General features: G+C 70.7%; 19 protein-coding genes. 14 read left to right on the top strand and 5 right to left on the bottom strand.

Annotated elements, in window-relative coordinates:
* Positions 1 to 684 (top strand): metal-dependent hydrolase (locus tag GWI24_RS20720; protein ID WP_210947415.1); only part of this gene is annotated, 684 nt, incomplete at its 5' end.
* A 98-nt stretch (positions 685 to 782) separates the two neighbouring features.
* On the opposite strand, the gene GWI24_RS20715 is transcribed toward GWI24_RS20720, so the two are convergent.
* Positions 783 to 2,564, bottom strand: a complete 1,782-nt coding sequence (locus GWI24_RS20715) for an ABC transporter ATP-binding protein (RefSeq protein WP_210947414.1) — start codon at positions 2,562 to 2,564, stop codon at positions 783 to 785.
* Positions 2,561 to 4,495, bottom strand: coding sequence for an ABC transporter ATP-binding protein (locus GWI24_RS20710; protein WP_210947413.1), 1,935 nt, complete (start codon positions 4,493 to 4,495; stop codon positions 2,561 to 2,563). Before GWI24_RS20710 ends, GWI24_RS20715 begins: the two co-directional genes overlap by 4 nt.
* A 155-nt stretch (positions 4,496 to 4,650) precedes the next feature.
* On the opposite strand from GWI24_RS20710, the gene GWI24_RS20705 reads away from it, so the two are divergent.
* A complete protein-coding gene (locus tag GWI24_RS20705; RefSeq protein WP_210947412.1) occupies positions 4,651 to 5,391 on the top strand; it encodes a L,D-transpeptidase family protein in 741 nt (246 codons plus the stop codon).
* Between the two features lie 125 nt (positions 5,392 to 5,516).
* Positions 5,517 to 6,941 (top strand): cation:dicarboxylate symporter family transporter, encoded by a 1,425-nt coding sequence (locus GWI24_RS20700; RefSeq protein WP_210947411.1) that lies wholly within the window; start codon positions 5,517 to 5,519, stop codon positions 6,939 to 6,941.
* Between the two features lie 15 nt (positions 6,942 to 6,956).
* On the opposite strand, the gene GWI24_RS20695 is transcribed toward GWI24_RS20700, so the two are convergent.
* Positions 6,957 to 7,397: a MarR family winged helix-turn-helix transcriptional regulator gene (locus GWI24_RS20695; RefSeq protein WP_210947410.1), complete on the bottom strand. Its 441-nt coding sequence runs from the start codon at positions 7,395 to 7,397 to the stop codon at positions 6,957 to 6,959.
* A gap of 137 nt (positions 7,398 to 7,534) precedes the next feature.
* On the opposite strand from GWI24_RS20695, the gene GWI24_RS20690 reads away from it, so the two are divergent.
* Positions 7,535 to 9,370, top strand: a complete 1,836-nt coding sequence (locus tag GWI24_RS20690; protein ID WP_210947409.1) for an ABC transporter ATP-binding protein — start codon at positions 7,535 to 7,537, stop codon at positions 9,368 to 9,370.
* 67 nt (positions 9,371 to 9,437) lie between these two features.
* Here the strand turns inward: GWI24_RS20690 and GWI24_RS20685 are convergent, their stop codons facing one another.
* Both GWI24_RS20685 and GWI24_RS20680 read right to left on the bottom strand, forming a co-directional pair.
* The gene (locus GWI24_RS20685; protein WP_210947408.1) at positions 9,438 to 10,280 is read right to left on the bottom strand and encodes a BTAD domain-containing putative transcriptional regulator; all 843 of its coding nucleotides are present in this window, start codon (positions 10,278 to 10,280) and stop codon (positions 9,438 to 9,440) included.
* 175 nt (positions 10,281 to 10,455) lie between these two features.
* Positions 10,456 to 10,653: a hypothetical protein gene (locus GWI24_RS20680; RefSeq protein WP_191063947.1), complete on the bottom strand. Its 198-nt coding sequence runs from the start codon at positions 10,651 to 10,653 to the stop codon at positions 10,456 to 10,458.
* Between the two features lie 180 nt (positions 10,654 to 10,833).
* Here GWI24_RS20680 and GWI24_RS20675 point away from each other — a divergent pair, with 180 nt between their 5' ends.
* The 10 genes from GWI24_RS20675 to GWI24_RS20630 form a co-directional block, all read left to right on the top strand.
* Positions 10,834 to 11,412, top strand: a complete 579-nt coding sequence (locus GWI24_RS20675) for a DUF4255 domain-containing protein (RefSeq protein ID WP_137975782.1) — start codon at positions 10,834 to 10,836, stop codon at positions 11,410 to 11,412.
* A complete protein-coding gene (locus tag GWI24_RS20670; protein WP_210947407.1) occupies positions 11,409 to 12,134 on the top strand; it encodes a carboxypeptidase-like regulatory domain-containing protein in 726 nt (241 codons plus the stop codon). The genes GWI24_RS20675 and GWI24_RS20670 overlap by 4 nt, the downstream gene beginning before the upstream one ends.
* 10 nt (positions 12,135 to 12,144) lie before the next feature.
* Positions 12,145 to 14,409 carry a phage tail sheath C-terminal domain-containing protein gene (locus GWI24_RS20665; protein WP_210947406.1) on the top strand — a complete coding sequence of 755 codons (2,265 nt, stop codon included), beginning with the start codon at positions 12,145 to 12,147 and terminating at the stop codon, positions 14,407 to 14,409.
* A 19-nt stretch (positions 14,410 to 14,428) separates the two neighbouring features.
* Complete coding sequence (locus tag GWI24_RS20660) at positions 14,429 to 14,884, top strand: phage tail protein (protein ID WP_044567540.1); 456 nt, start codon at positions 14,429 to 14,431, stop codon at positions 14,882 to 14,884.
* Between the two features lies 1 nt (position 14,885).
* On the top strand, positions 14,886 to 16,379 hold the full coding sequence (locus GWI24_RS20655) for a phage tail sheath subtilisin-like domain-containing protein (protein WP_210947405.1): 1,494 nt from the start codon (positions 14,886 to 14,888) through the stop codon (positions 16,377 to 16,379).
* Positions 16,376 to 16,894 (top strand): phage tail protein, encoded by a 519-nt coding sequence (locus GWI24_RS20650; RefSeq protein ID WP_210947404.1) that lies wholly within the window; start codon positions 16,376 to 16,378, stop codon positions 16,892 to 16,894. The genes GWI24_RS20655 and GWI24_RS20650 overlap by 4 nt, the downstream gene beginning before the upstream one ends.
* Before the next feature lie 14 nt (positions 16,895 to 16,908).
* The gene (locus GWI24_RS20645) at positions 16,909 to 17,085 is read left to right on the top strand and encodes a putative phage tail protein (RefSeq protein ID WP_247616654.1); all 177 of its coding nucleotides are present in this window, start codon (positions 16,909 to 16,911) and stop codon (positions 17,083 to 17,085) included.
* On the top strand, positions 17,082 to 17,753 hold the full coding sequence (locus GWI24_RS20640; RefSeq protein ID WP_210947402.1) for a LysM peptidoglycan-binding domain-containing protein: 672 nt from the start codon (positions 17,082 to 17,084) through the stop codon (positions 17,751 to 17,753). The genes GWI24_RS20645 and GWI24_RS20640 overlap by 4 nt, the downstream gene beginning before the upstream one ends.
* A 10-nt stretch (positions 17,754 to 17,763) precedes the next feature.
* Positions 17,764 to 18,945, top strand: a complete 1,182-nt coding sequence (locus GWI24_RS20635) for a phage late control D family protein (RefSeq protein WP_210947401.1) — start codon at positions 17,764 to 17,766, stop codon at positions 18,943 to 18,945.
* Between the two features lie 2 nt (positions 18,946 to 18,947).
* Positions 18,948 to 19,544 (top strand): phage baseplate assembly protein V (locus GWI24_RS20630; protein WP_247616653.1); only part of this gene is annotated, 597 nt, incomplete at its 3' end.

Below are 19,544 nucleotides of genomic sequence, written 5' to 3'. Positions count from 1 at the left end.
GCGCTGATCTGCGCGGGAGCGGCGCTCGCCCCCGACCTCGACCACAAGGCGGCGACCATATCGCGCGCCTTCGGGCCCATCTCGCGGGCTCTGTGCGAGGTGATCGACAAGATCTCATACTCCGTCTACAAATCGACCAGGAAGGCGGGCGACCCGCGCCGCTCCGGCGGCCACCGTACTCTGACCCACACCTGGGTATGGGCGGTGCTGATCGGCGCCGGAGCCTCGGCGCTCGCGATGATCGGCGGCCGCTGGGCGGTGCTGGGCATTCTCTTCGTGCACATGGTGCTGGCCGTCGAGGGCCTGCTGTGGCGGGCGGCGCGGGTCTCCAGCGATGTCCTGGTGTGGCTGCTCGGGGCGGCCAGCGCCTGGATCCTCGCCGATGTGCTGCACAAGCCCGGCAATGGCTCGGACTGGCTGTTCAGCGCACCGGGCCAGGAGTACCTCTGGCTGGGCCTGCCGATCGTGCTCGGCGCCCTGGTCCACGACATCGGGGACGCGCTCACCGTCTCCGGCTGCCCGATCCTGTGGCCCATCCCGATCGGCCGCAAGCGCTGGTACCCGATCGGCCCGCCGAAGGGGATGCGGTTCCGGGCCGGCAGCTGGGTCGAGCTGAAGGTGCTGATGCCGGTCTTCATGCTGCTCGGTGGCATGGGCGGACTGGCCGCCCTCGGCGTGATCTGAACCTGAACCACGGACGGGGCCGGAGTGGTCCCGGACTGGACCGGGGCGGTCCCGGAGGGCATCGGGGTGGCCACCCCGGGCCGCGGCCACCCCTCCTGCTACTGGTGCCAGGAGCGCCACAGCGCGGCGTACGCCCCGTCCGCCGCGACGAGTTCGTCATGGCTGCCCAGCTCGGTGATCCGGCCGCTCTCCACCACGGCGATCACATCCGCGTCATGCGCCGTGTGCAGCCGGTGGGCGATCGCCACCACGGTCCTGCCCTCCAGTACCCGGCCCAGCGACCGCTCCAGATGGCGCGCCGCCCGCGGGTCCAGCAGCGAGGTGGCCTCGTCCAGCACCAGCGTATGCGGATCGGCGAGCACCAGCCGGGCCAGTGCGATCTGCTGTGCCTGTGCGGGGGTGAGCGCGAGACCGCCCGAGCCGACCTCGGTGTCCAGGCCCTCGTCCAGCGCGCGGGCCCAGCCGTCGGCGTCCACCGCGCCCAGCGCCGCCCACAGCTCGGCGTCCTCGGCCCAGGCGCGCGCCAGCAGCAGATTGTCCCGCAGCGAGCCCACGAAGACATGGTGCTCCTGGTTGACCAGGGCCACATGCTCCCGGACCCGCTCGGCCGGCATCCGCGCCAGCTCCGCACCGCCCAGGGTCACCCGGCCGGTCCGCGGGGAGTAGATCCCGGCCAGCAGCCGCCCCAGGGTGGACTTCCCCGCCCCGGACGGGCCCACCAGCGCCAGCCGCGTCCCCGGGGCCACCTTCATGGACACCTCGTGCAGCACATCGCTGCCCTCGTGGTAGCCGAACCGCACCTCGTCCGCCCGCACCTCCCGGCCACCGGGGACCACTCCCTCGTCGGCGGGGCCCTCCTCGATCTCCCGCACCCCCACCAGCCGGGCCAGCGACACCTGCGCGACCTGAAGCTCGTCGTACCAGCGCAGGATCAGCCCGATCGGCTCGACCAGCATCTGCGACAGCAGCGCCCCGGTGGTCAGCTCGCCGATCGACATCCAGCCCCGCATCACACACAGGCCGCCGATCATCAGCACCGAACCGGTGATCAGCGTGTAGCTCACATTGATCACCGGGAAGAGCACCGAGCGCAGCCAGAGTGTGTAGCGCTCCCATGCCGTCCACTGCCGGATGCGCAGCTCGGACTGGGCGATCCGCCGGTCGCCCAGCCGGTGGGCCTCGATGGTCCGCCCGGCGTCCACGCTCTCGGTGAGGGACGCGGACACCGCCGCGTATCCTGCCGCCTCCGAGCGGTAGGCGCTCGGCGCGCGGCGGAAGTACCACCGACAGCCGATCACCAGCACCGGGAGCGCCACCAGCACCGCGAGGCCCAGTGGGGGAGCGGTCAGGGTCAGCGCGCCGAGCAGCAGTCCGGTCCACAGCACACCGATGGCGAGCTGGGGCACGGCCTCCCGCATCGCGTTGGCAAGCCGGTCGATATCGGTGGTGATCCGGGACAGCAGATCCCCGGTCCCGGCCCGCTCCAGCACCCCCGGGGGCAGACCCACCGACCGTACGAGAAAGTCCTCCCGCAGATCCGCCAGCATCTGCTCGCCCAGCACCGCCCCGCGCAACCGCACCAGCCGTACGAACACGGTCTGCACCACCAGCGCCACCGCGAACAGCGCCACGGTGCGCCCGATGTGGAGGTCCTTCTCGCCCTGGGAGAGATCCTCGACCACGCCACCCAGCAGCTGCGGGCCGACCATGGAGGCGAGCACCGCGGTCGCGTTCACGACCATCAGCACGATGAACGCGGTCCGGTGCCGCCGCAGCAGCTCACGCACGTAGGCCCGCACGGTGGTGGGCGCGCCGACCGGCAGCGTCGTCGCCGACTCCGGTGCGGCCGGGTCATATGCGGGCGGTGCCACGCCGATCATGCCGACTCCTCGATCTGTTCCTCGATCCGCCCGATGTCTTCCCGCGCGATGTCCGCAAGGCCTTGGCCGGCCGGCCCGGCACTCCGGACGGCGGCCTCGCCGTCGGTCTCGCGGGTGACGACCGCGCGATACGCGGGATCGGTGCCCAGCAGCTCGCGGTGGGTGCCCACCCCCGCCGCCTCGCCGTCGGCCACGAACACCACCCGGTCCGCCCGGTCCAGCACCAGCGGGCTGGAGGTGAAGACGATGGTGGTCCGCCCCGTCCGCAGCCGCCGCAGCCCGTCGGCGATCCGTGCCTCGGTGTGCGAGTCCACCGCGGACGTCGGCTCGTCCAGCACCAGCACCTCCGGATCGGTCACCAGCGAGCGGGCCAGCGCCAGCCGCTGCCGCTGGCCACCCGACAGCGAGCGGCCGCGCTCGGTGATCCGGGTGCGCATGGGGTCGGCGTCACCCTTCTCGGCCGCCGATGCCTGCGCCAGCGCCTCCAGCACATCGCCGCACTGGGCCGCCTCGAGGGCCTTCTCCGCCGAGACCTCCCCGGACCTCGGCACATCCAGCAGCTGGGCGAGCGTCCCCGACAGCAGCACCGGGTCCTTGTCCTGCACCAGCACCGCCGTGCGCGCCGAGGCCAGCGCCACCTCGTCCAGGGCGACCCCGCCCAGCAGTGCCGACGGCGCCCCGCCGTGGTCCCCCTCGTCCGGGCCGCCGTGTGCGGGATGTCCGCCGAGCCGGTCCGCCAGCCGCCCGGCCGCGTCCGGGTCGCCGCACACCACCGCGGTCAGCACCCCGCTCGGCGCCAGCATCCCGCTCACCGGGTCGTACAGATCCCCGCCGAGCGGTTCGGTGGCCTCCTGCGCTTCCGCGCGCTCGCCCTCGTCCACGGGTGCTGCGGTGGCCCCGGTGTCCGCGCTGGCCGTGCTCTCGCGGTCCGCGGAGGAGCGCCGCAGCGCCAGCACCCGGGCCGCGCGCCGCGCGGAGGGCCGGGAGAAGGAGTACGCCATGGCGATCTCCTCGAAGTGCCGCAGCGGGAAGAGCAGAAAGGTGACCGCGCTGTAGACGGTGACCAGCTCGCCCACCTCGATCCGCCCCTCGCGGGCCAGCGACGTCCCGTACCAGACCACACCGATCAGCAGCAGCCCCGGCAGCGCCACCTGCACGGCCGCGATCAGTGCCCACATCCGCGCGCTGCGTACCGCCGCGACCCGCACCTCCTGCGAGGCGTTCCGGTAGCGGCCCAGGAACAGCTCCTCGCCGCCGATGCCGCGCAGCACCCGCAGCCCGGCCACGGTGTCCGAGGCCAGCTCGGTCGCCCGGCCCGCCTTCTCCCGCTGTTCATCCGCCCGGCGCGCCGCGCGCGGCAGCAGCGGCAGTACGGCCAGCGCCAGCGCGGGCACACCGACCGCCACCACCACTCCCAGCGCCGGCTGGTAGAGCACCAGCGCCACGCAGAGCGCGACGGTGGTGATCGCGGCCGCCGTGAAGCGGGAGAGGGCCTCCACAAACCAGCCGATCTTCTCGACATCGCCCGTGGAGACGGCGACGACCTCACCGGCCGCCACCTTACGGGTGAGGGCGGACCCCAGCTCCACCGCCTTGTGGGCCAGCAACTGCTGCACCCGTGCCGCCGCCGTGATCCAGTTGGTGACCGCCGCGCGGTGCAGCATGGCATCCCCCAGCGCGGTGAGCACGGTGAGCCCCACCATCAGCGCTCCGGCCATCACCAGCCGGGAACCGGAGCGGTCCACGACCGCCTGCACGCCAAAGCCGATGGCGATGGGGAAGGACACCAGCGCGGCCATATGCACCAGACCCCAGAGGGCCGCCTTGATCTGCCCGCCCAACTGATTCCGGCCCAGCCAGAAGAGAAACCGCGGACCTGACCGTACGTCGGGTCGGCCGGGGTCGGGATACGGAAGATCGCGAATGTGCATGACGTCCCAAGGTCGGGCGGGCTGAAGAGGGCTGGTAGGAGACGTGAAAGGTTGACGTTCCCACGGTGCGGAGTTCAACTGGTTTTCCCGGGAGCGGTCCGGAACACGCCAATCCCGCATACGGCACTGTCCTGCACAGGTGGGACCATGGGGACATGCGAATCTCCGGCACGATGTCCATGCGCGCGGCGGCCGCGGCCGCCGCGGCCCTCGTCCTCCTCACGGCCTGCGGCGACGGCGGCGGTGGCAGCGGCGGTGACAAGGGCGCGGACCAGGGTAAACAAGCGCTGCGCAGCGGGGCGCCCACGCCGGATCCCACGCGTATCCCCGATGTTGGGGACAAGCTCCAGTCCCGGATCCCGGACCAGTCCCGTCAGGTCGTGGCGGTCTACGGCAAAGGGGTGAACTCCGCGGACGCCACCGTGGTCCTCTACACCAAGCAGGGCAAGGCATGGGAGCGGACGCGCAGTTGGTCCGCGCACAACGGCAAGCGCGGCTGGACGACGAGCCATCACGAGGGCGACAAGCGCAGCCCGGTCGGCGTCTACACGCTCAGTGACGCGGGCGGGGTGCTGCCCGACCCCGGCGCCCGGCTGCCGTACACGTCGTCCGGCTCCTTCGCGGCGCCGCACTACTGGCCCAAGTCCCACTGGACGGACTTCAACTACGTCATCGCCATTGACTACAACCGCGTCAAGGGCACCTCGCCGCTCGACCAGACCCGGCCCGAAGGGCAGAGCAAGGGCGGCAGCATCTGGCTGCACATGGATCATGGCAGCGGCACCTCGGCCTGCGTCAGCCTCTCCAAGTCCGGTATGGAGTATCTGCTGAAGAACCTCGACCCCAAGCTGCACCCGGTCGTGGTCATGGGGGACAAGGCGCATCTGGCCGCCTGAGCGCGGCGCCAGGGTTTTCCCGGCTGTTACACGGATCTCATCGGCGGAAACGTGCGCTCGCCATAGTGGGCGCCGCGCGGAATCAATCTTCCGCATCCCAGAAGTCCCGCCCCGGAGGAGATTCCGTGCCGCACTCCGTATCAGCGCCTTCGGTTCCCCGGCGCGTAGCACGACTGCTGCGTACCTCCCTGTTCGCGCAGGTTGCCTGCGCCCTCGTACTCGGGGTCGCGGTCGGCCGGCTCTGGCCGGACGTGGGCACGGCCGTTCAACCGCTCGGCGACGGCTTCGTCCGCCTTATCAAGGCGGTGATCGCGCCCCTCGTCTTCTGCGTGGTCGTCGGCGGTATCGCCAAGGCCGGGGATCTGAAGGCGTTCGGGCGAATCGGGCTGAAGGCGCTGATTTGGTTCGAGGTTGCCACCACCGTGGCGCTGGTCCTCGGTCTGCTCGCCGCCAATCTGGCCGGGCCGGGCACCGGTATGCATATCGATCCCGCCTCGCTCGACAGTTCGGCCGTGGACGAGCAGACCGGCGGCGGCCATCTGCCGTCGACGGACCAGTTCATCCTGGAGGCCCTGCCGGACAGCGCGGTCGGCGCCTTCGCCGAAAACTCCCTGCTCCAGGTGCTGGTGCTGGCCTGTCTGGTGGGCGCGGCGGTATTGCATCTGGGCAAGACCAAGGTGCCCGCGATCCTTTCGGTCGTCGACCAGGTCCAGGGGATCGTCTTCGCCGTCGTCGGCTTCATCATGCGGCTCGCGCCGCTGGCCGTCTTCGGGGCCATGGCCCATCTTGTCGGAGAGTACGGCCTGAAGGCCCTGTCGACGTACGGAAAGTTGATCGCGCTGTGCTATGGCGTCGCACTGCTCTTCCTGGTCCTGCTCGCCGTCGCCCTCAAGGCGATCACCGGGCTCAGTCTCTGGAAGTTCGTCAAGTACACCCGCGAGGAGATGCTGCTGGCCCTCGGCACCGCGTCCAGCGAGACCGTCATGCCGCGCATGATGCAGAAGCTGCGCGCCGCGGGGTGCCGGGAGGACGCGGTGGGCCTGGTGCTGCCCACCGGATACTCCTTCAACCTCGACGGTGCCTCGATCTATCTCTCCATGGGCACGTTGTTCATCGCCCAGGCGGTCGGGGTGGACCTGAGTCTGGGGCAGCAGATCACCGTCATCCTCGTACTGATGCTCACCAGCAAGGGCATGGCCGGAGTGCCGGGTTCCGCCTTCCTCGCGCTGTCCGCCACCGCCTCGGCCCTCGGGGTGATCCCGGCCGCCGCCGTGGCCCTGCTGCTGGGGGTGGACCGGATCATGGATTCGATGCGGGTGGCCACGAATCTGCTCGGCAACTGTGTCGCGGTCTTCGCCGTCTCGCGCTGGGAGGGCGCACTGGATGCGCGGAAGGCCCAGCGGGTTCTCTCGGGCGAGGAGGCGGCCGAGGGGGCGGCGGCTCAGGAGGCGACGCCCGAGGAGGAGAAGACGGCTGAGGAGGAGGACTCCGTCGCTCAGGCGGGGACCGGCCGGACCGAGTCCGCGGGCAGTGTCTCCCGCATCGGCTGAAGGGTCCGGACCGCCTCAGCAGCGGTGGTCCGGGGCGCCGGACAGAGTGTCCAGCAGCTCGCCCAGCGCCTCGCGCTGCTGATCGCTGAGCGGCGCCAGGATGTCCTCCGCGGCGGCCCGGCGCGCCTCACGCAGCGCGCGCAGCGTCGAGCGCCCGGTGTCGGTGAGCTCGACGCGCACCACCCGGCGGTTGGTCGGATCCGGTACGCGGCGCACCGAGCCATGCGCCTCCAGGGCGTCCACCAGCGTCGTCACGGCGCGCGGGACCACCTCCAGGCGCTGGGCCAGGTCCGCCATCCTCGGCGGCTGGTCGTCATGGGCGACGGTGCGCAGCAGGCGGGACTGGGCGGGGGTGATGCCCAGCGGCTCCATATAGCGCTTCTGGGCGCGGTGCAGTCTGCGGGTCAGGCGCAGCAGCTGCTCCGCGAGGAGGCCGGATGTCTCGGGCGTGGGCATGATCGCAGGTTATCAGGACCTGGTTCATTGTGAGTATAGGTAACAATGAGCTAAGCTCTCAAAATCCGCGCCGACGCGGCCACGGCTCGCCCATGCCGTCATCATCCGCGTTGGCTTCCTGCCTCCAGAAGGAGCCCATGCGCCCCGACACACCTCCGTCATGGACACCGTCCGCCCAGGCGCCCGAGCAGCCCGCCCAGGTGCGCCGCATCCTCCGGCTCTTCCGTCCCTATCGCGGCCGCCTCGCCGTGGTCGGCCTGCTGGTCGCCGCCTCCGCGCTGGTCTCGGTCGCCTCGCCGTTCCTCCTCCGGGAGATCCTCGACACCGCCATCCCCGACGGCCGCACCGGACTGCTCACCCTGCTCGCCCTCGGCATGATCGCCGCGGCTGTCGTCAACAGCGTCTTCGGCGTTCTGCAGACCCTGATCTCCACCACCGTCGGCCAGCGCGTGATGCACGATCTGCGCACCGCCGTCTACGACCGGCTGCAGCGCATGCCGCTCGCCTTCTTCACCCGCACCCGCACCGGCGAGGTGCAGTCCCGTATCGCCAATGACATCGGCGGTATGCAGGCCACCGTCACCTCCACCGCGACCTCGCTGGTCTCCAACCTCACCAGCGTGGTCGCCAGCGTCGTCGCGATGCTCGCGCTCGACTGGCGGCTGACCGCCGTCTCCCTGCTCCTGCTGCCGGTCTTCGTGTGGATCAGCCGTCGCGTCGGCGCCGAGCGCAAGAAGATCACCTCACAGCGCCAGAAGCATATGGCGGCCATGTCCGCGATGGTCACCGAGTCCCTGTCGGTGAGCGGCATCCTGCTCGGCCGCAGCATGGGCCGGTCCGAGTCGCTCACCCAGCAGTTCGCTCAGGAGTCCGAGCGCCTCGTGGGCCTGGAAGTGCGCTCCAACATGGCCGGCCGCTGGCGGATGTCCACCATCGGCATCGTCATGGCCGCCATGCCCGCGCTCATCTACTGGGCCGCGGGCATCGCCCTCCAGGCCGGTGGCCCCGCCGTCTCCATCGGTACGCTCGTCGCCTTCGTCTCGCTCCAGCAGGGGCTGCTCCGGCCCACGGTGAGCCTGCTGTCCACCGGTGTGCAGGTGCAGACCTCCCTCGCCCTCTTCGCCCGCATCTTCGAATACCTCGACCTGCCGATCGACATCACCGAGCCCGCCGACCCGGTGCGCCTGGAGAAGGTGCGTGGAGAAGTCCGCTTCGACGGCGTCGACTTCGACTACGACAGCACGCCCCCCGGCCGCTCAAAGGGCGTACCGAAGGGCACTCTGCGCGGCATCGATCTGACCGTCCCCGCGGGCGGCAGCCTGGCGGTCGTCGGACCGACCGGCTCCGGCAAGACGACCCTCAGCTATCTGGTGCCCCGGCTCTACGACGTCACCGGCGGCCGGGTGCTGATCGACGGTGTGGACGTGCGCGACCTCGACTTCGACTCCCTCGCCCGGGCCGTCGGCGTCGTCTCCCAGGAGACCTACCTCTTCCACGCCTCCGTCGCCGAGAATCTGCGCTTCGCCAAGCCCGACGCGACCGATGAGGAGATCGTGGCGGCGGCCGAGGCCGCCCAGATCCACGACCACATCGCCTCCCTCCCGGACGGCTATGACACCCTCGTGGGAGAGCGTGGCTACCGCTTCTCCGGCGGGGAGAAGCAGCGTCTGGCGATAGCCCGCACGATTCTGCGCGACCCGCCCGTCCTCATCCTCGACGAAGCCACCAGCGCCCTGGACACCCGCACCGAGCAGGCCGTCCAGGAGGCCATCGACTCCCTCTCGGCCGGCCGCACCACGATCACCATCGCCCACCGGCTCTCCACCGTGCGCGACGCCGACCAGATCGTCGTCCTCGACGGCGGGCGCATCGCCGAGCGGGGCACCCACGAGGAACTGCTGGCCAAGGACGGACGCTACGCCGCACTGGTGCGGCGCGACGCCCATCTGTCGCCGGTGGTCCCCGCCGTCTAGTGCCCGAAGCTCTCCGCGCACCCCGCTGAAAGGCAGCCTGAAAGACGCGGCACCGCAAACCCCGCGGTCACGCGGGCACAATGCCGGCAGGGGCCGAGGTGTCCGTGCCCTGCGCCGGGACCTCGCTCGGCGGATGGCAGACGATCCGACGTGTCGGGAGCTCCGGAGCGGCGCCCCCGCTCCCGGAGTGCGCCGGTATGCCGGCGTCCCCGCCCCCGGAGTGAGCCGGCACCAGGTTCCTCAGCGTCTGGGAGGGCTCCAGGCCAAGCTCCTCCAGCAGCACCCGGCGGCATTGCTCGTACTGCCGCAGCGCCGCGCCCCTGTTGCCGGCGGCGAGATGCGCGTTCATGAGCACGCGATGAGCGCTCTCCCGCAGCGGCTCCGCGCGTACGGCGGCGAGTCCGGCGGCGACGGCCTCGCCATGGCGGCCCGCCGCCGTCAGCCGTTCGGTCATCGCCTCCAGGGCATACAGCCGGAGTTCATGGTATTGCTCCTGCTCGACCAGCATCCACTCGTTCTCCGACCACTCCGGTAAGAGATCGGCCGAGAGATCCTCCCGCGTCTGCGTGGTGAGGATGTCATCGCATGGCCGCGACATATCGAGCAGCCGGTGCGCGCGCGTCGCCGCGACGTGGATATCCACGTCGATGTGTTCGCAGATCGCCAGTTCCTGCGTGGACGCGTCGATGACCTGATGTCCCGTGCGCGTGGCGCGCCATAACGACGAGCGGAGATTGGCGTTGGCGCGGGAGGCCGTGACATCCGGCCACAGCATTCCGGCCACATAGGTCCGGCTGCGTGGCATGTTCTGCAGGGCGAGGAACGCGAGGAGACGCTGGGCGCTGGAGGATATGGGAACGCGATTCTGATCGACCGACAACGCGAAACTCTTGAGCAGTCTCAACGTCATGACGTGGCCTTCTGCGCTCATCGGCCCCCCGGGGCGATATTGGCTCCAGCGACCCATCCCGTGCGTCCCCTCGGGATGCCCTAAAGCCATGTTACGAGCAGATCATGATCGTGTGTCCGGCCTTCTCTCCAAAGGACGCTATATGGCCGGCCATCACCGGAACGTCGCGGCAACGTCACCCCTCCGGCTCGAGCAACTGGTCGAGCCAGGCGCGCACGGCGGTGAGCACATCGTCGACCGCGCTCACCGCGCTGGGGGCCGTCTGGTGCCCGCCCCCGGTCGGCACGATGCGCGCACGGAATCCATCCGGCCTGCCGCCTTCCACCCAGACCCGGAGGATCAGGACACCGGTCCGTTCTGAGGGGATTTCCATGAAAGGACAATATGCCCGCCGGTGTCACCTCGGCGTTGTCGATGTGTGTCCGGGTTCGTCATCGTCGGCCGCGAAAACGGACCGGTGACGTTCGTGTGATGTGCGTATCGCGGTCCGGCCACGCCGGTCCCGGCATCCTCTCGGAGCACGCTTTCGAGCGCGGAGAGGGGGAGTATTCGCATGGGCGACTTCGGCGTCATCGCCGACGTCTCCACGGTCATCGTGGACAGCCTGACCCAGGCCCTGCGCGGGCTCAGCCAGGTGGAACCGCCGATCGCGGAACTCAACGACCTCTCCGAGACGGTCCAGACACCACCGCCCAAACTCACGGTGTTCCTCTACGAGATCGCCGAGGACCCCACCTCGCGCAACCGGCCGCCGGTGCGCTCCCAGCCACCCGACCCACCGACCACCCGCAAGCCGCCGATGGCTCTGCTGCTGCGCTATCTGGTCACCCCCTGGGGCGGTGACCAGGCCACCCAGCACCGGATGCTCGGACGAGCCCTCCAGACGTTCTACGACGACGCGATCCTGGACGGCGCACAGCTGTCCGGCAGCCTGGCGGCGAGCACCGACGCGCTGCACCTCAGCCTGACCCCGCTCACCTTGGACCAGAAGTCCTGGGTCTGGTACGCGATCCAGAAGCCGTACCGGCTGTCGCTCAACTACGAGGTACGCGTGGTCAACCTGGACTCCGCCGTCGAGACGCCGGTCCACCCGGTGCACAGCCGGGTCATCAGCGGAGCGGGGCTGCCATGAGCCGCTTCCTGCCGCTGGAGCGGTCGACGCTCTACAGCCCGGCCTGGTTCATACCCTTCGACGACTACGCCCGGCGGGTGCGCGCCGCCGGGGTCACCGTCCAGCTGGACCGCTACGACGACGGCGGCTGGCTGCCGCTGGACGACACGGCGGTGCGCACCCCCAGCGCCGCCTTCGTCTATCCGGGTCTCGGCCGGTGCGCCGAGCCGTGGGCGGCCCGGCCCCGGCGCCACCGGGCCCGCTTCACGGCCCCCGGCTACCAGCCGCTGTACCCGGCCGACGGCCAGCCGTTCTCGGCCGCCCTGGTGGGCGTGGAGTTCCTGGTGCACCCGCATGACGACGGCCACCCGCCGCCGGTGGTGACCGAGCCCCGGCTGGTCCGGCTGCTGCCGGGCGTCTCCTTCCCCTACCCGCCGGGTCTGCGCACGGTGCACGGCGCCGTGGTAGACGCGGCCACGAAGGCGCCGATCGCCAATGCGCTGGTCGAGGCCAGGGGGCAGACCAGCCGGGACCTGACGCCATGGCACGAGCGCACCCTGTCCGACGCCGCGGGCGCCTTCCGGCTGGCCCTGCGGTGGGAGGGCGAGAAGGCCGACGAGCACGCCGTCGAAGAGACATTCCGCCTGCAGGCCACCGAGCGGCCGGGCCGGTCCGGATCGCTGGTCGTGCGGCTGCCCCAGGACACCGAGCGCCGGCACGTCATAGAGATCCGCGAGAGTTAAGGAGCCGTCCATGGCGGAGTATCTGAGCCCTGGGGTCTACATCGAGGAGATCGATGCGGGCCCACGGCCGATCGCGGGGGTGAGCACCAGTACGGCCGGAATGGTCGGGGTCACCGTGCGCGGTCCGTACACCGGCAAGCCCAAACTGGTCACCAACTTCCTGGAGTTCCAGAACACCTTCGGTGGATTCCTCCGCGAGCCGGAACCGCTGATCCGGGACACCTGGGCGAACGACCCGGCGGAAGGCGGCCGTTGGTGGCTGTTCCCGCTGGCCGTCAAGGGGTTCTTCGACAACGGAGGCCAGCGGCTGTACATCAAGCGGGTCGCCGGCAAGCAGGCGAGCCCGTCCTCGGGGGTACTGGGCCACGGCCTGGTGAGCCCGGTCACCGGTGATGCCGCCAAGGGCGCCACCCGCCTGGAACTCGGCCATCTGATCGGGTTCTCCGGCGTCGGGCAGCAGATCCAGCTCTTCCGCGGCGACGACCAGCAGTCGATCCACACCGCCGGTGTCGCCGCCTATGACGCCACCACCCACCGGATCGAGCTGGACGCCCAGCTGCCCGCCGAGGTCAGGGCGGGCCGCGGCGACTACGTCCAGATCGGGACGCGCAGCGCGGAGCAGACAGTGGAGTTCGCCGCCGTCAGCCCCGGTTCATGGGGCGACGCGGTGCAGGTGCGGATCCAGCCGATGGCCTCGGCCGCGCTGCCGGTGCTGCCGGATCCGCAGGAGGGCGGGCTGTTCGTCACACGGCTGGCCGCGGACGCCGCCGCCGACAGCGAGACGGTCGAGGTCGCCGCGGTGACCGGACTCGACCCCGACGAGCTGCCATCCGACGTGTGGGTGCAGATCGGCTCGGGCCGCTTCAAGGTCCAGGTGAGCCAGCAGGCGGACGGAAAGGTCACACTGACCCTGCCGCCCGGCGCGACCCATGAGGCATGGCGCGGTGGACTGCTGGTGCGCCGGGTGCGCCGGGGCAACACCTCGGCGGGGACTACGCTGCGGGTCGGCGGGGCGAGCCGGCTCTACGAGGGCGCCGTCGTGCAGCTCGACGACGGGACCCATCTGACCATCCGTACCGTCGAATCGGTCGCCGCGGATGTCGTCACCCTCGATGGAAACGTGCCCGGGACGCTGTTCGAGAGCGACCGGGTGCAACTGATCGAGGCGCAGGTCGACGCCCGGTTCACCGATCCGTCCGGGGCCGTGGAGACCGAGACCCACCGCAACCTCCGGCTCACCGGCGACACACCGGCGAACCTGGTGACCACCCTGGCCGGCCGCTCCCGGCTGGTGCGGGCGACCGCGCTGGGCGCCCTGTCCACCGACCCGACGAAGTTCCCCCTGCCCGCCGTCGGATCCTGGCTGACGCTGGGAGACGGGGACGACGCCTATGGGAGCCTGAGCGTGGCCGACTTCGTCGGCGAGGACGGCGGCAGCGGCAAGCGCACCGGGATCGCCGCGCTGGAGGACATCGACGAGGTGGCCGTCTGCGCCGTGCCGGGCATGTGGTCGGGGACGGTGGAATCGGCCCTGGTCACCCACTGCGAGCTGCTCAGGGACCGGTTCGCGATCCTCGATCCGCAGGACGGCCTGGACATCGAGGGCGTCCAGGCGTTCCGCGAGCGGTTCGACACCAAGTACGCCGCGCTCTACCACCCGTGGCTGGTCACCCGCGACCTGTCGGCTGGCCGCGACGTCGAGGTGCCGCCCTCGGGCCACATGGCCGGGATCTACGCGCGCGTGGATGTGGAGCGGGGGGTGCACAAGGCACCGGCCAACGCGGTCATCCGGGGCATCCGGCTGACCGACGGCATCGCCCAGGACATCACCAAGCGCCATCAGGACGTGCTCAACCCCAGGGGCATCAACGCGCTGCGGTTCTTCCCCGGGCTCGGCCACCGGGTCTGGGGCGCGCGCACGCTCTCCTCGGACAGCTCGTGGAAGTACGTCAATGTCCGGCGGCTGTTCCTCTATCTGGAGGAGTCGATCGAGGAGGGCACCCAGTGGGTGGTGTTCGAGCCGAACGACGAGGCGCTGTGGTCCCTGGTCCGCCAGACGGTCACGAACTTCCTCACCACGGTCTGGCGCACCGGCGCGCTCGCCGGCACCACCGCCGATGAGGCGTTCTTCGTCGCCTGTGACCGCACCACGATGACCGAGGACGACCTCGCAGGCGGCCGGCTCATCTGTGTCATCGGCATCGCGCCGGTCTTCCCGGCGGAGTTCGTGATCTTCCGGATCCAGCAGAAGACCCGCGAGACCCAACTCGCCTGAGTGCCCGAGGGAGTCCATCATGCCGCCCGTGACCAGGGACGATCCGTACGCGTCCTATAACTTCAAGATCTTCGTGTTCAACGTCAGCGACGACGGGCTCGCGGTGAGCGGGTCCTTCACCGAGGCCAGCGGGCTGGAGCTGGAGATCCCGCCGATCGAGTACCGGAACGGGAGCGAGGACATCACCGTCCGCAAGATCCCGGGGCTGAAGAAGTTCACCAACCTCACCTTCAAACGCGGCATCACCGGCCACCCCGCCTTCTGGAAGTGGGTGGCCGACGCGCTCAACGGCACGGTGAAGCGCACCCACGGCTCGATCGTGCTGTGCGACGAGAACCGCAACGACGTGGTGCGCTGGAACTTCGACCGCGGCTGGCCCACCAAGTACACCGGCCCGACGCTGAGCGCCACCAAGAACGAGATCGCCATGGAGACGCTCGTCCTGGCGGTCGAGAAGCTGGAGATCGAAACCTGACATGGCAGGCGAAGCGCTCCCCGGAGTATCCCTCGCGTATCCGCCACGCGGCTCCGACACCGAGCCGCTGCGCACCGACGTGGCGGCGTTCCTGGGCCGGCTCCGCCGCGGCCCGGTCGGCACTCCCGTGCGCGTGGAGAGCTGGAACGACGTCGTGGGCACCTTCGGGCCGCCGGAGGGCGCCTTCGCCACCCCGTACGCACTGCGCGGCTTTTTCGAGAACGGCGGCCGCACCGCCTGGGTGCTCCGCGTGTCCGGGCCGGCCACCACGGCCCGGACGGCGTGGACGGTCGGGCCGCTGAGCGGATGGGACGCCACGAGCTACCAGGTGGTGGCCACCAGCCCCGGAGCCTGGGCCAACGGCGGGCGCGTCGCCATCCGTTACCAGGCCAGCACCGTCGCCGGACCGCCGACCGTGGGGGTCCGGGTGATGATGCCCGGCGAGCCGCCCGAGACCTTTCCCGGGCTGCCGCTCGCCGGCATGGCCGACCGGCTCACCGGATCCCGCTTCATCCGGCTGGTCCCGGACGGGCCGCCACCGCCACCGGGGCGGCCCGGCCCGATCTCGATGTCCTGGGACCTGACGCTCGCGGGCGGCGCCGACGCCGCGCCCACCCGCGGGGCGTACTCGGAGGCCGTGACCGTACAGGCCGAACTGCCCGAACCGGCGCTGGTGGCGCTGCCGGACCTGGGCACGGACCTGTCCGGTGCCGCGCACACCGACATGGTGCTCGAACTGCTGCGGAGCGTGGAGCCGTCGCACGACCGCCTCGCCGTTCTGGACGTGCCGCCCGCGCTGTCCTCCGTGGACCAGGTGGTGGACTGGGTGGGCTCCCTGGAGGCCACCGGCGACAGCCAGTTGCTCGGCTGCGCCGCCGTCTACCACCCGCCGCTGCGCACCCCCGACGGGCAGGACCTGCGCACCGTCCCGGCGTCCGGGCACGTCCTGGGCGTCATCGCCCGCCTCGACGGCGAGCGCGGGGCGCACCACACACCCGCGAACGCCGTGATCCTGGAGGCGGTCGACCTCGCCACCGAATACCCCGAGCCGCAGCAGGTCCGGCTGTTCGACGCGGGGATCGACCTGATCCGGTGCACCCGGGGGCGGGGGCTGATGGTGTGGGGCGGGCGCACCCTGTCCGCCGACCCGGGCACCCGCTATATCGCCCACCGCCGGCTGGTGCATCTGCTGGTGCGCGCGATCCGGCGGGCGGCGAGCCCGCTGGTGTTCGACGTCAACTCGGCAGAGCTGCGGTTGACGTTGGTACGGGCGCTGACCTCCGTGCTCCTGTCGGCCTTCCGGGCCGGGGCGCTCGCCGGGGCCCGGCCCGAGCAGGCGTTCCGGGTGGTGTGCGACGACACCAACAACCCGCCCGAGCAGGACCCGGGGCAACTGGTCTGCGAGATCGCGGTGGCCCCGGCCGTCCCCATGGAGTTCATCCGGCTGCGTCTCGTACTCGGCCAGGACCGAGGTCTGGAGGTGATCGAGGCGTGAGCCTGGATCCGCTGCCCAAATACCGCTTCCTGGTCACCCTCGACCCCGGCGACGCGTATCTGCCCGCCGCGCAGGCGCTGCTGCTGCCACTGGCCGCCTCCGGCGCGTTCCAGGAGGTCACCGGGCTCGGCGCGCAGCTGGAAGTGACGAGCTACCCGGAGGGCGGGCGCAACGACTCGGTCCACCAACTGCCGCTGCGCCACTCCTGGAACCGGATCACGCTCAAGCGCGGCGTGGTGCGCGACCCGGGGCTGTGGTCCTGGTACCAGGCCGGGCTCGCCGACTCGCTGGGTGCCCGCCGCGACGGCGCGGTGATCGTGCTCGGCCCGGACGGGTTGCCCGGCGCGGCGTGGGCCTTCCACGGCGGGCTCGCCGCCAAGTGGACCGGCCCGGACCTGCACGGGGAGCAGAACGCGATCGCCATCGAGTCGCTGGAGATCGCGCACGAGGGGCTGACGAAGGTCTTGCAGGACGCCGCGGCGAGCGCCTTGCCGCGCCAGATCCAAGGGAGGTGACCGAGGTGCCGAAGGTGACCATTCACCACCTCGAGGTCCGGTTCCAGGTGGACGGCGACGACGGCGCCGTGTTCACCCGCCTGTTCAACCAGCACATCCAGGCGTGGGCGAAGTTGTACGAGGACCAGTGCGCACGCGCCCAACGCACCCAGGTGGAACGGAGCTTCGGCGACGGGGAGGCCCACCGATGAGCGTGACTCCCGTGTCCTTCGCCCGGCAGGGTGCCGCCCGGGCCCGGCTGGAGATCGTCCGGCCGGTGATCGCCGACGAGCGGCAGCGGCGGATCCCGCTGCGGTTCAACCCCACCGACTACAAGCTGAGCAAGAGCAACACCTTCGCCGAGATCACCATCCCCGGCCTGGAGACACCGCCCCTGCAGTACGTCCGCGGCGGCACGGAGACCCTCACCGTGCAGGCGCTGGTGGACACCTCCGACACTCTGGAGAACGTACGGAAGGCCTACGTCAACGCGGTGCGCGACCTGCTGCGGCCCGACAGCCGCGAACACGCGCCACCGGTCGTGCGGTTCGTCTGGGACGAGGAGGTCTTCACCGGCGTCGTGGAGAAGCTGGACGTCAACTACCAGCTGTTCCGGCCGGACGGCGTGCCGCTGCGGGCCATGCTGGACCTCTCGCTCAAGGAGTTCCGCACGGCCGCCGCGCAGGTCGCCGAGACGCCCCGGTCGTCGCCCACGGTGGAGAAGAGCTATGTGGTGCGGCGCGGCGACACGCTCAGCTCCATCTCCGCCGCGGTGTACCGGCGGCCCGACGCCTGGCGGGAGCTGGCGCGCGCCAATGGCATCAGCGACCCACGGGACCTGCGGCCGGGCCGGGTGCTGACCGTACCCCGGCTGGCGTGAGGAGCGCGCGATGAGCACTCCCACCCCCGAGGTCGCCTCGCCCGACCGGTACGCGCCCGAGTTCGATGTGCGCATCGAGGGCCTGGAGATGGACCCGTCCACCAAGAACGACATCATCGACATCAAGGTGAACCGGGACATCGACGAGCTGTCCGGCTTCGATCTCACCCTGAACAACTGGGACGACGCCAATCTGCGGTTCAAGCACAGCGATTCGCCGCGCTTCCGGCTCGGCGGCCGGGTCTCGGTCCGGCTCGGCTACGCCGACAAGCTGCTCACCGTCGCCACCGGGACCATCTCCACGCTCAGTCCGAAGTTCACCGACGGCGCGTCGCCCACCGTCCAGGTCAGCGGCGTGGACGGGCTGCTGCGGCTCAAGGACCGCAAGCCCACCGAGAACGAGACCAAGATCTACCGCAATCTGCCCGACTGGCGCATCGCCGAGCAGATCGCCCAGCGCAACCACCTGCGCATCGAGGTCACCCGGGAAGGGCCCACCCATGACGTGGTGGTGCAGAAGAACCAGGACGACGCGACGTTCCTGCTGGAGCGGGCGAAGCGGCTGGACTTCGACTGCTACATCCTGCCGGACGCGAAGACCGGTGAGGACACGCTGTACTTCACCAAGCCGACCGACGGCCGCGACGGCCGCCCGATCCGGCTGTACCGGCTGGCGTACGCACCCGGGCTGAGCACCGGACCCACCGGCCGGCCCGAGGGACTGGTCCCCAACCTGATGGAGTTCACCCCGACGCTGACCGTCTCCCAGCAGGTCAGCAAGGTCACCGTGCGGGGCTGGGACCCCCGCACCAAACAGCCGATCGCGTTCACCGCGACCGCTGAGAACCTCCCGGCCGGGCAGAACACGGCCGACGGGCAGAGCGGGCCGCAGGTCGCCGAGTCCACCCTCCAGGGCCGCCAGGAGGTCGTGGTGGACGCACCCGTGGGCAGCGACCAGGAGGCCCGCGAACTGGCGATCAGCCTGCTGCGCGAGCGGGCCTACGAGTTCATCACCGCGACCGGCAAGGTGGCGGGCCTGCCCGAGCTGCGGCCCGGCGACAACCTGGAGATCTACGGCCTCGGCCACCGCTTCTCGGGCACCTACTTCGTCAAGCGGGTCGAACACACCCTCAACACCAGTGGTTTCTTCACCCAGTTCACCGGACGGCGGATCCATCAGGGGGACCAGTGACCATGAGGGGCACGCCACGCGCCCGCTCCACCGACAAGCGCTACTACGGCGTGGTCGAGGCGCTCGTCGTGGAGAACGAGGGCGACGACGAGGGTCAGGTGAAGCTGAAGTTCCCGTGGTTCGACGACACCACGGTCACCGACTGGGTCCGGGTCAGCCAGCTCTACGCGGGAGGCGGCTACGGCTCGGTGTTCGTCCCCGAGAAGGGCGACGAGGTGCTCGTCGCCTTCGTCCACGGGGACATGCGGTACCCGATCGTGCTGGGCGGCCTCTACAACGGCGAGGACAAGCCGCCGACCGCCCGCACCGAAGGCCGCGACCAGAAGATCATCCGGACCCGGCACGGCCATGAGGTGCTCCTGGACGACACCCAGTCCAAGGCCGCCGTACGGATCACCTCCGCCGCCGGACATGTCGTGGAGCTGGACGACCAGGGCAAGGCGATCCGCATCACCGCGGCCGAGGGCGGCAGCGTCACCGTGACCGCGCAGGGCGAGATCACCCTCAAGGCGCCGAAGCTGACGGTCGATTCCCCCTCCATCGACCTCGGCGGCGGCGCCACCGAACCGCTCGTGCTCGGCAACGCGCTGCTCCAGGCG

Source organism: Streptomyces sp. MK37H, assembly GCF_018035285.1.
Classification (GTDB): domain Bacteria; phylum Actinomycetota; class Actinomycetes; order Streptomycetales; family Streptomycetaceae; genus Streptomyces; species Streptomyces endocoffeicus.
The sequence above is the reverse complement of the archived record's forward strand: the minus strand, read 5'-3'. Positions and strand labels throughout refer to the sequence as shown.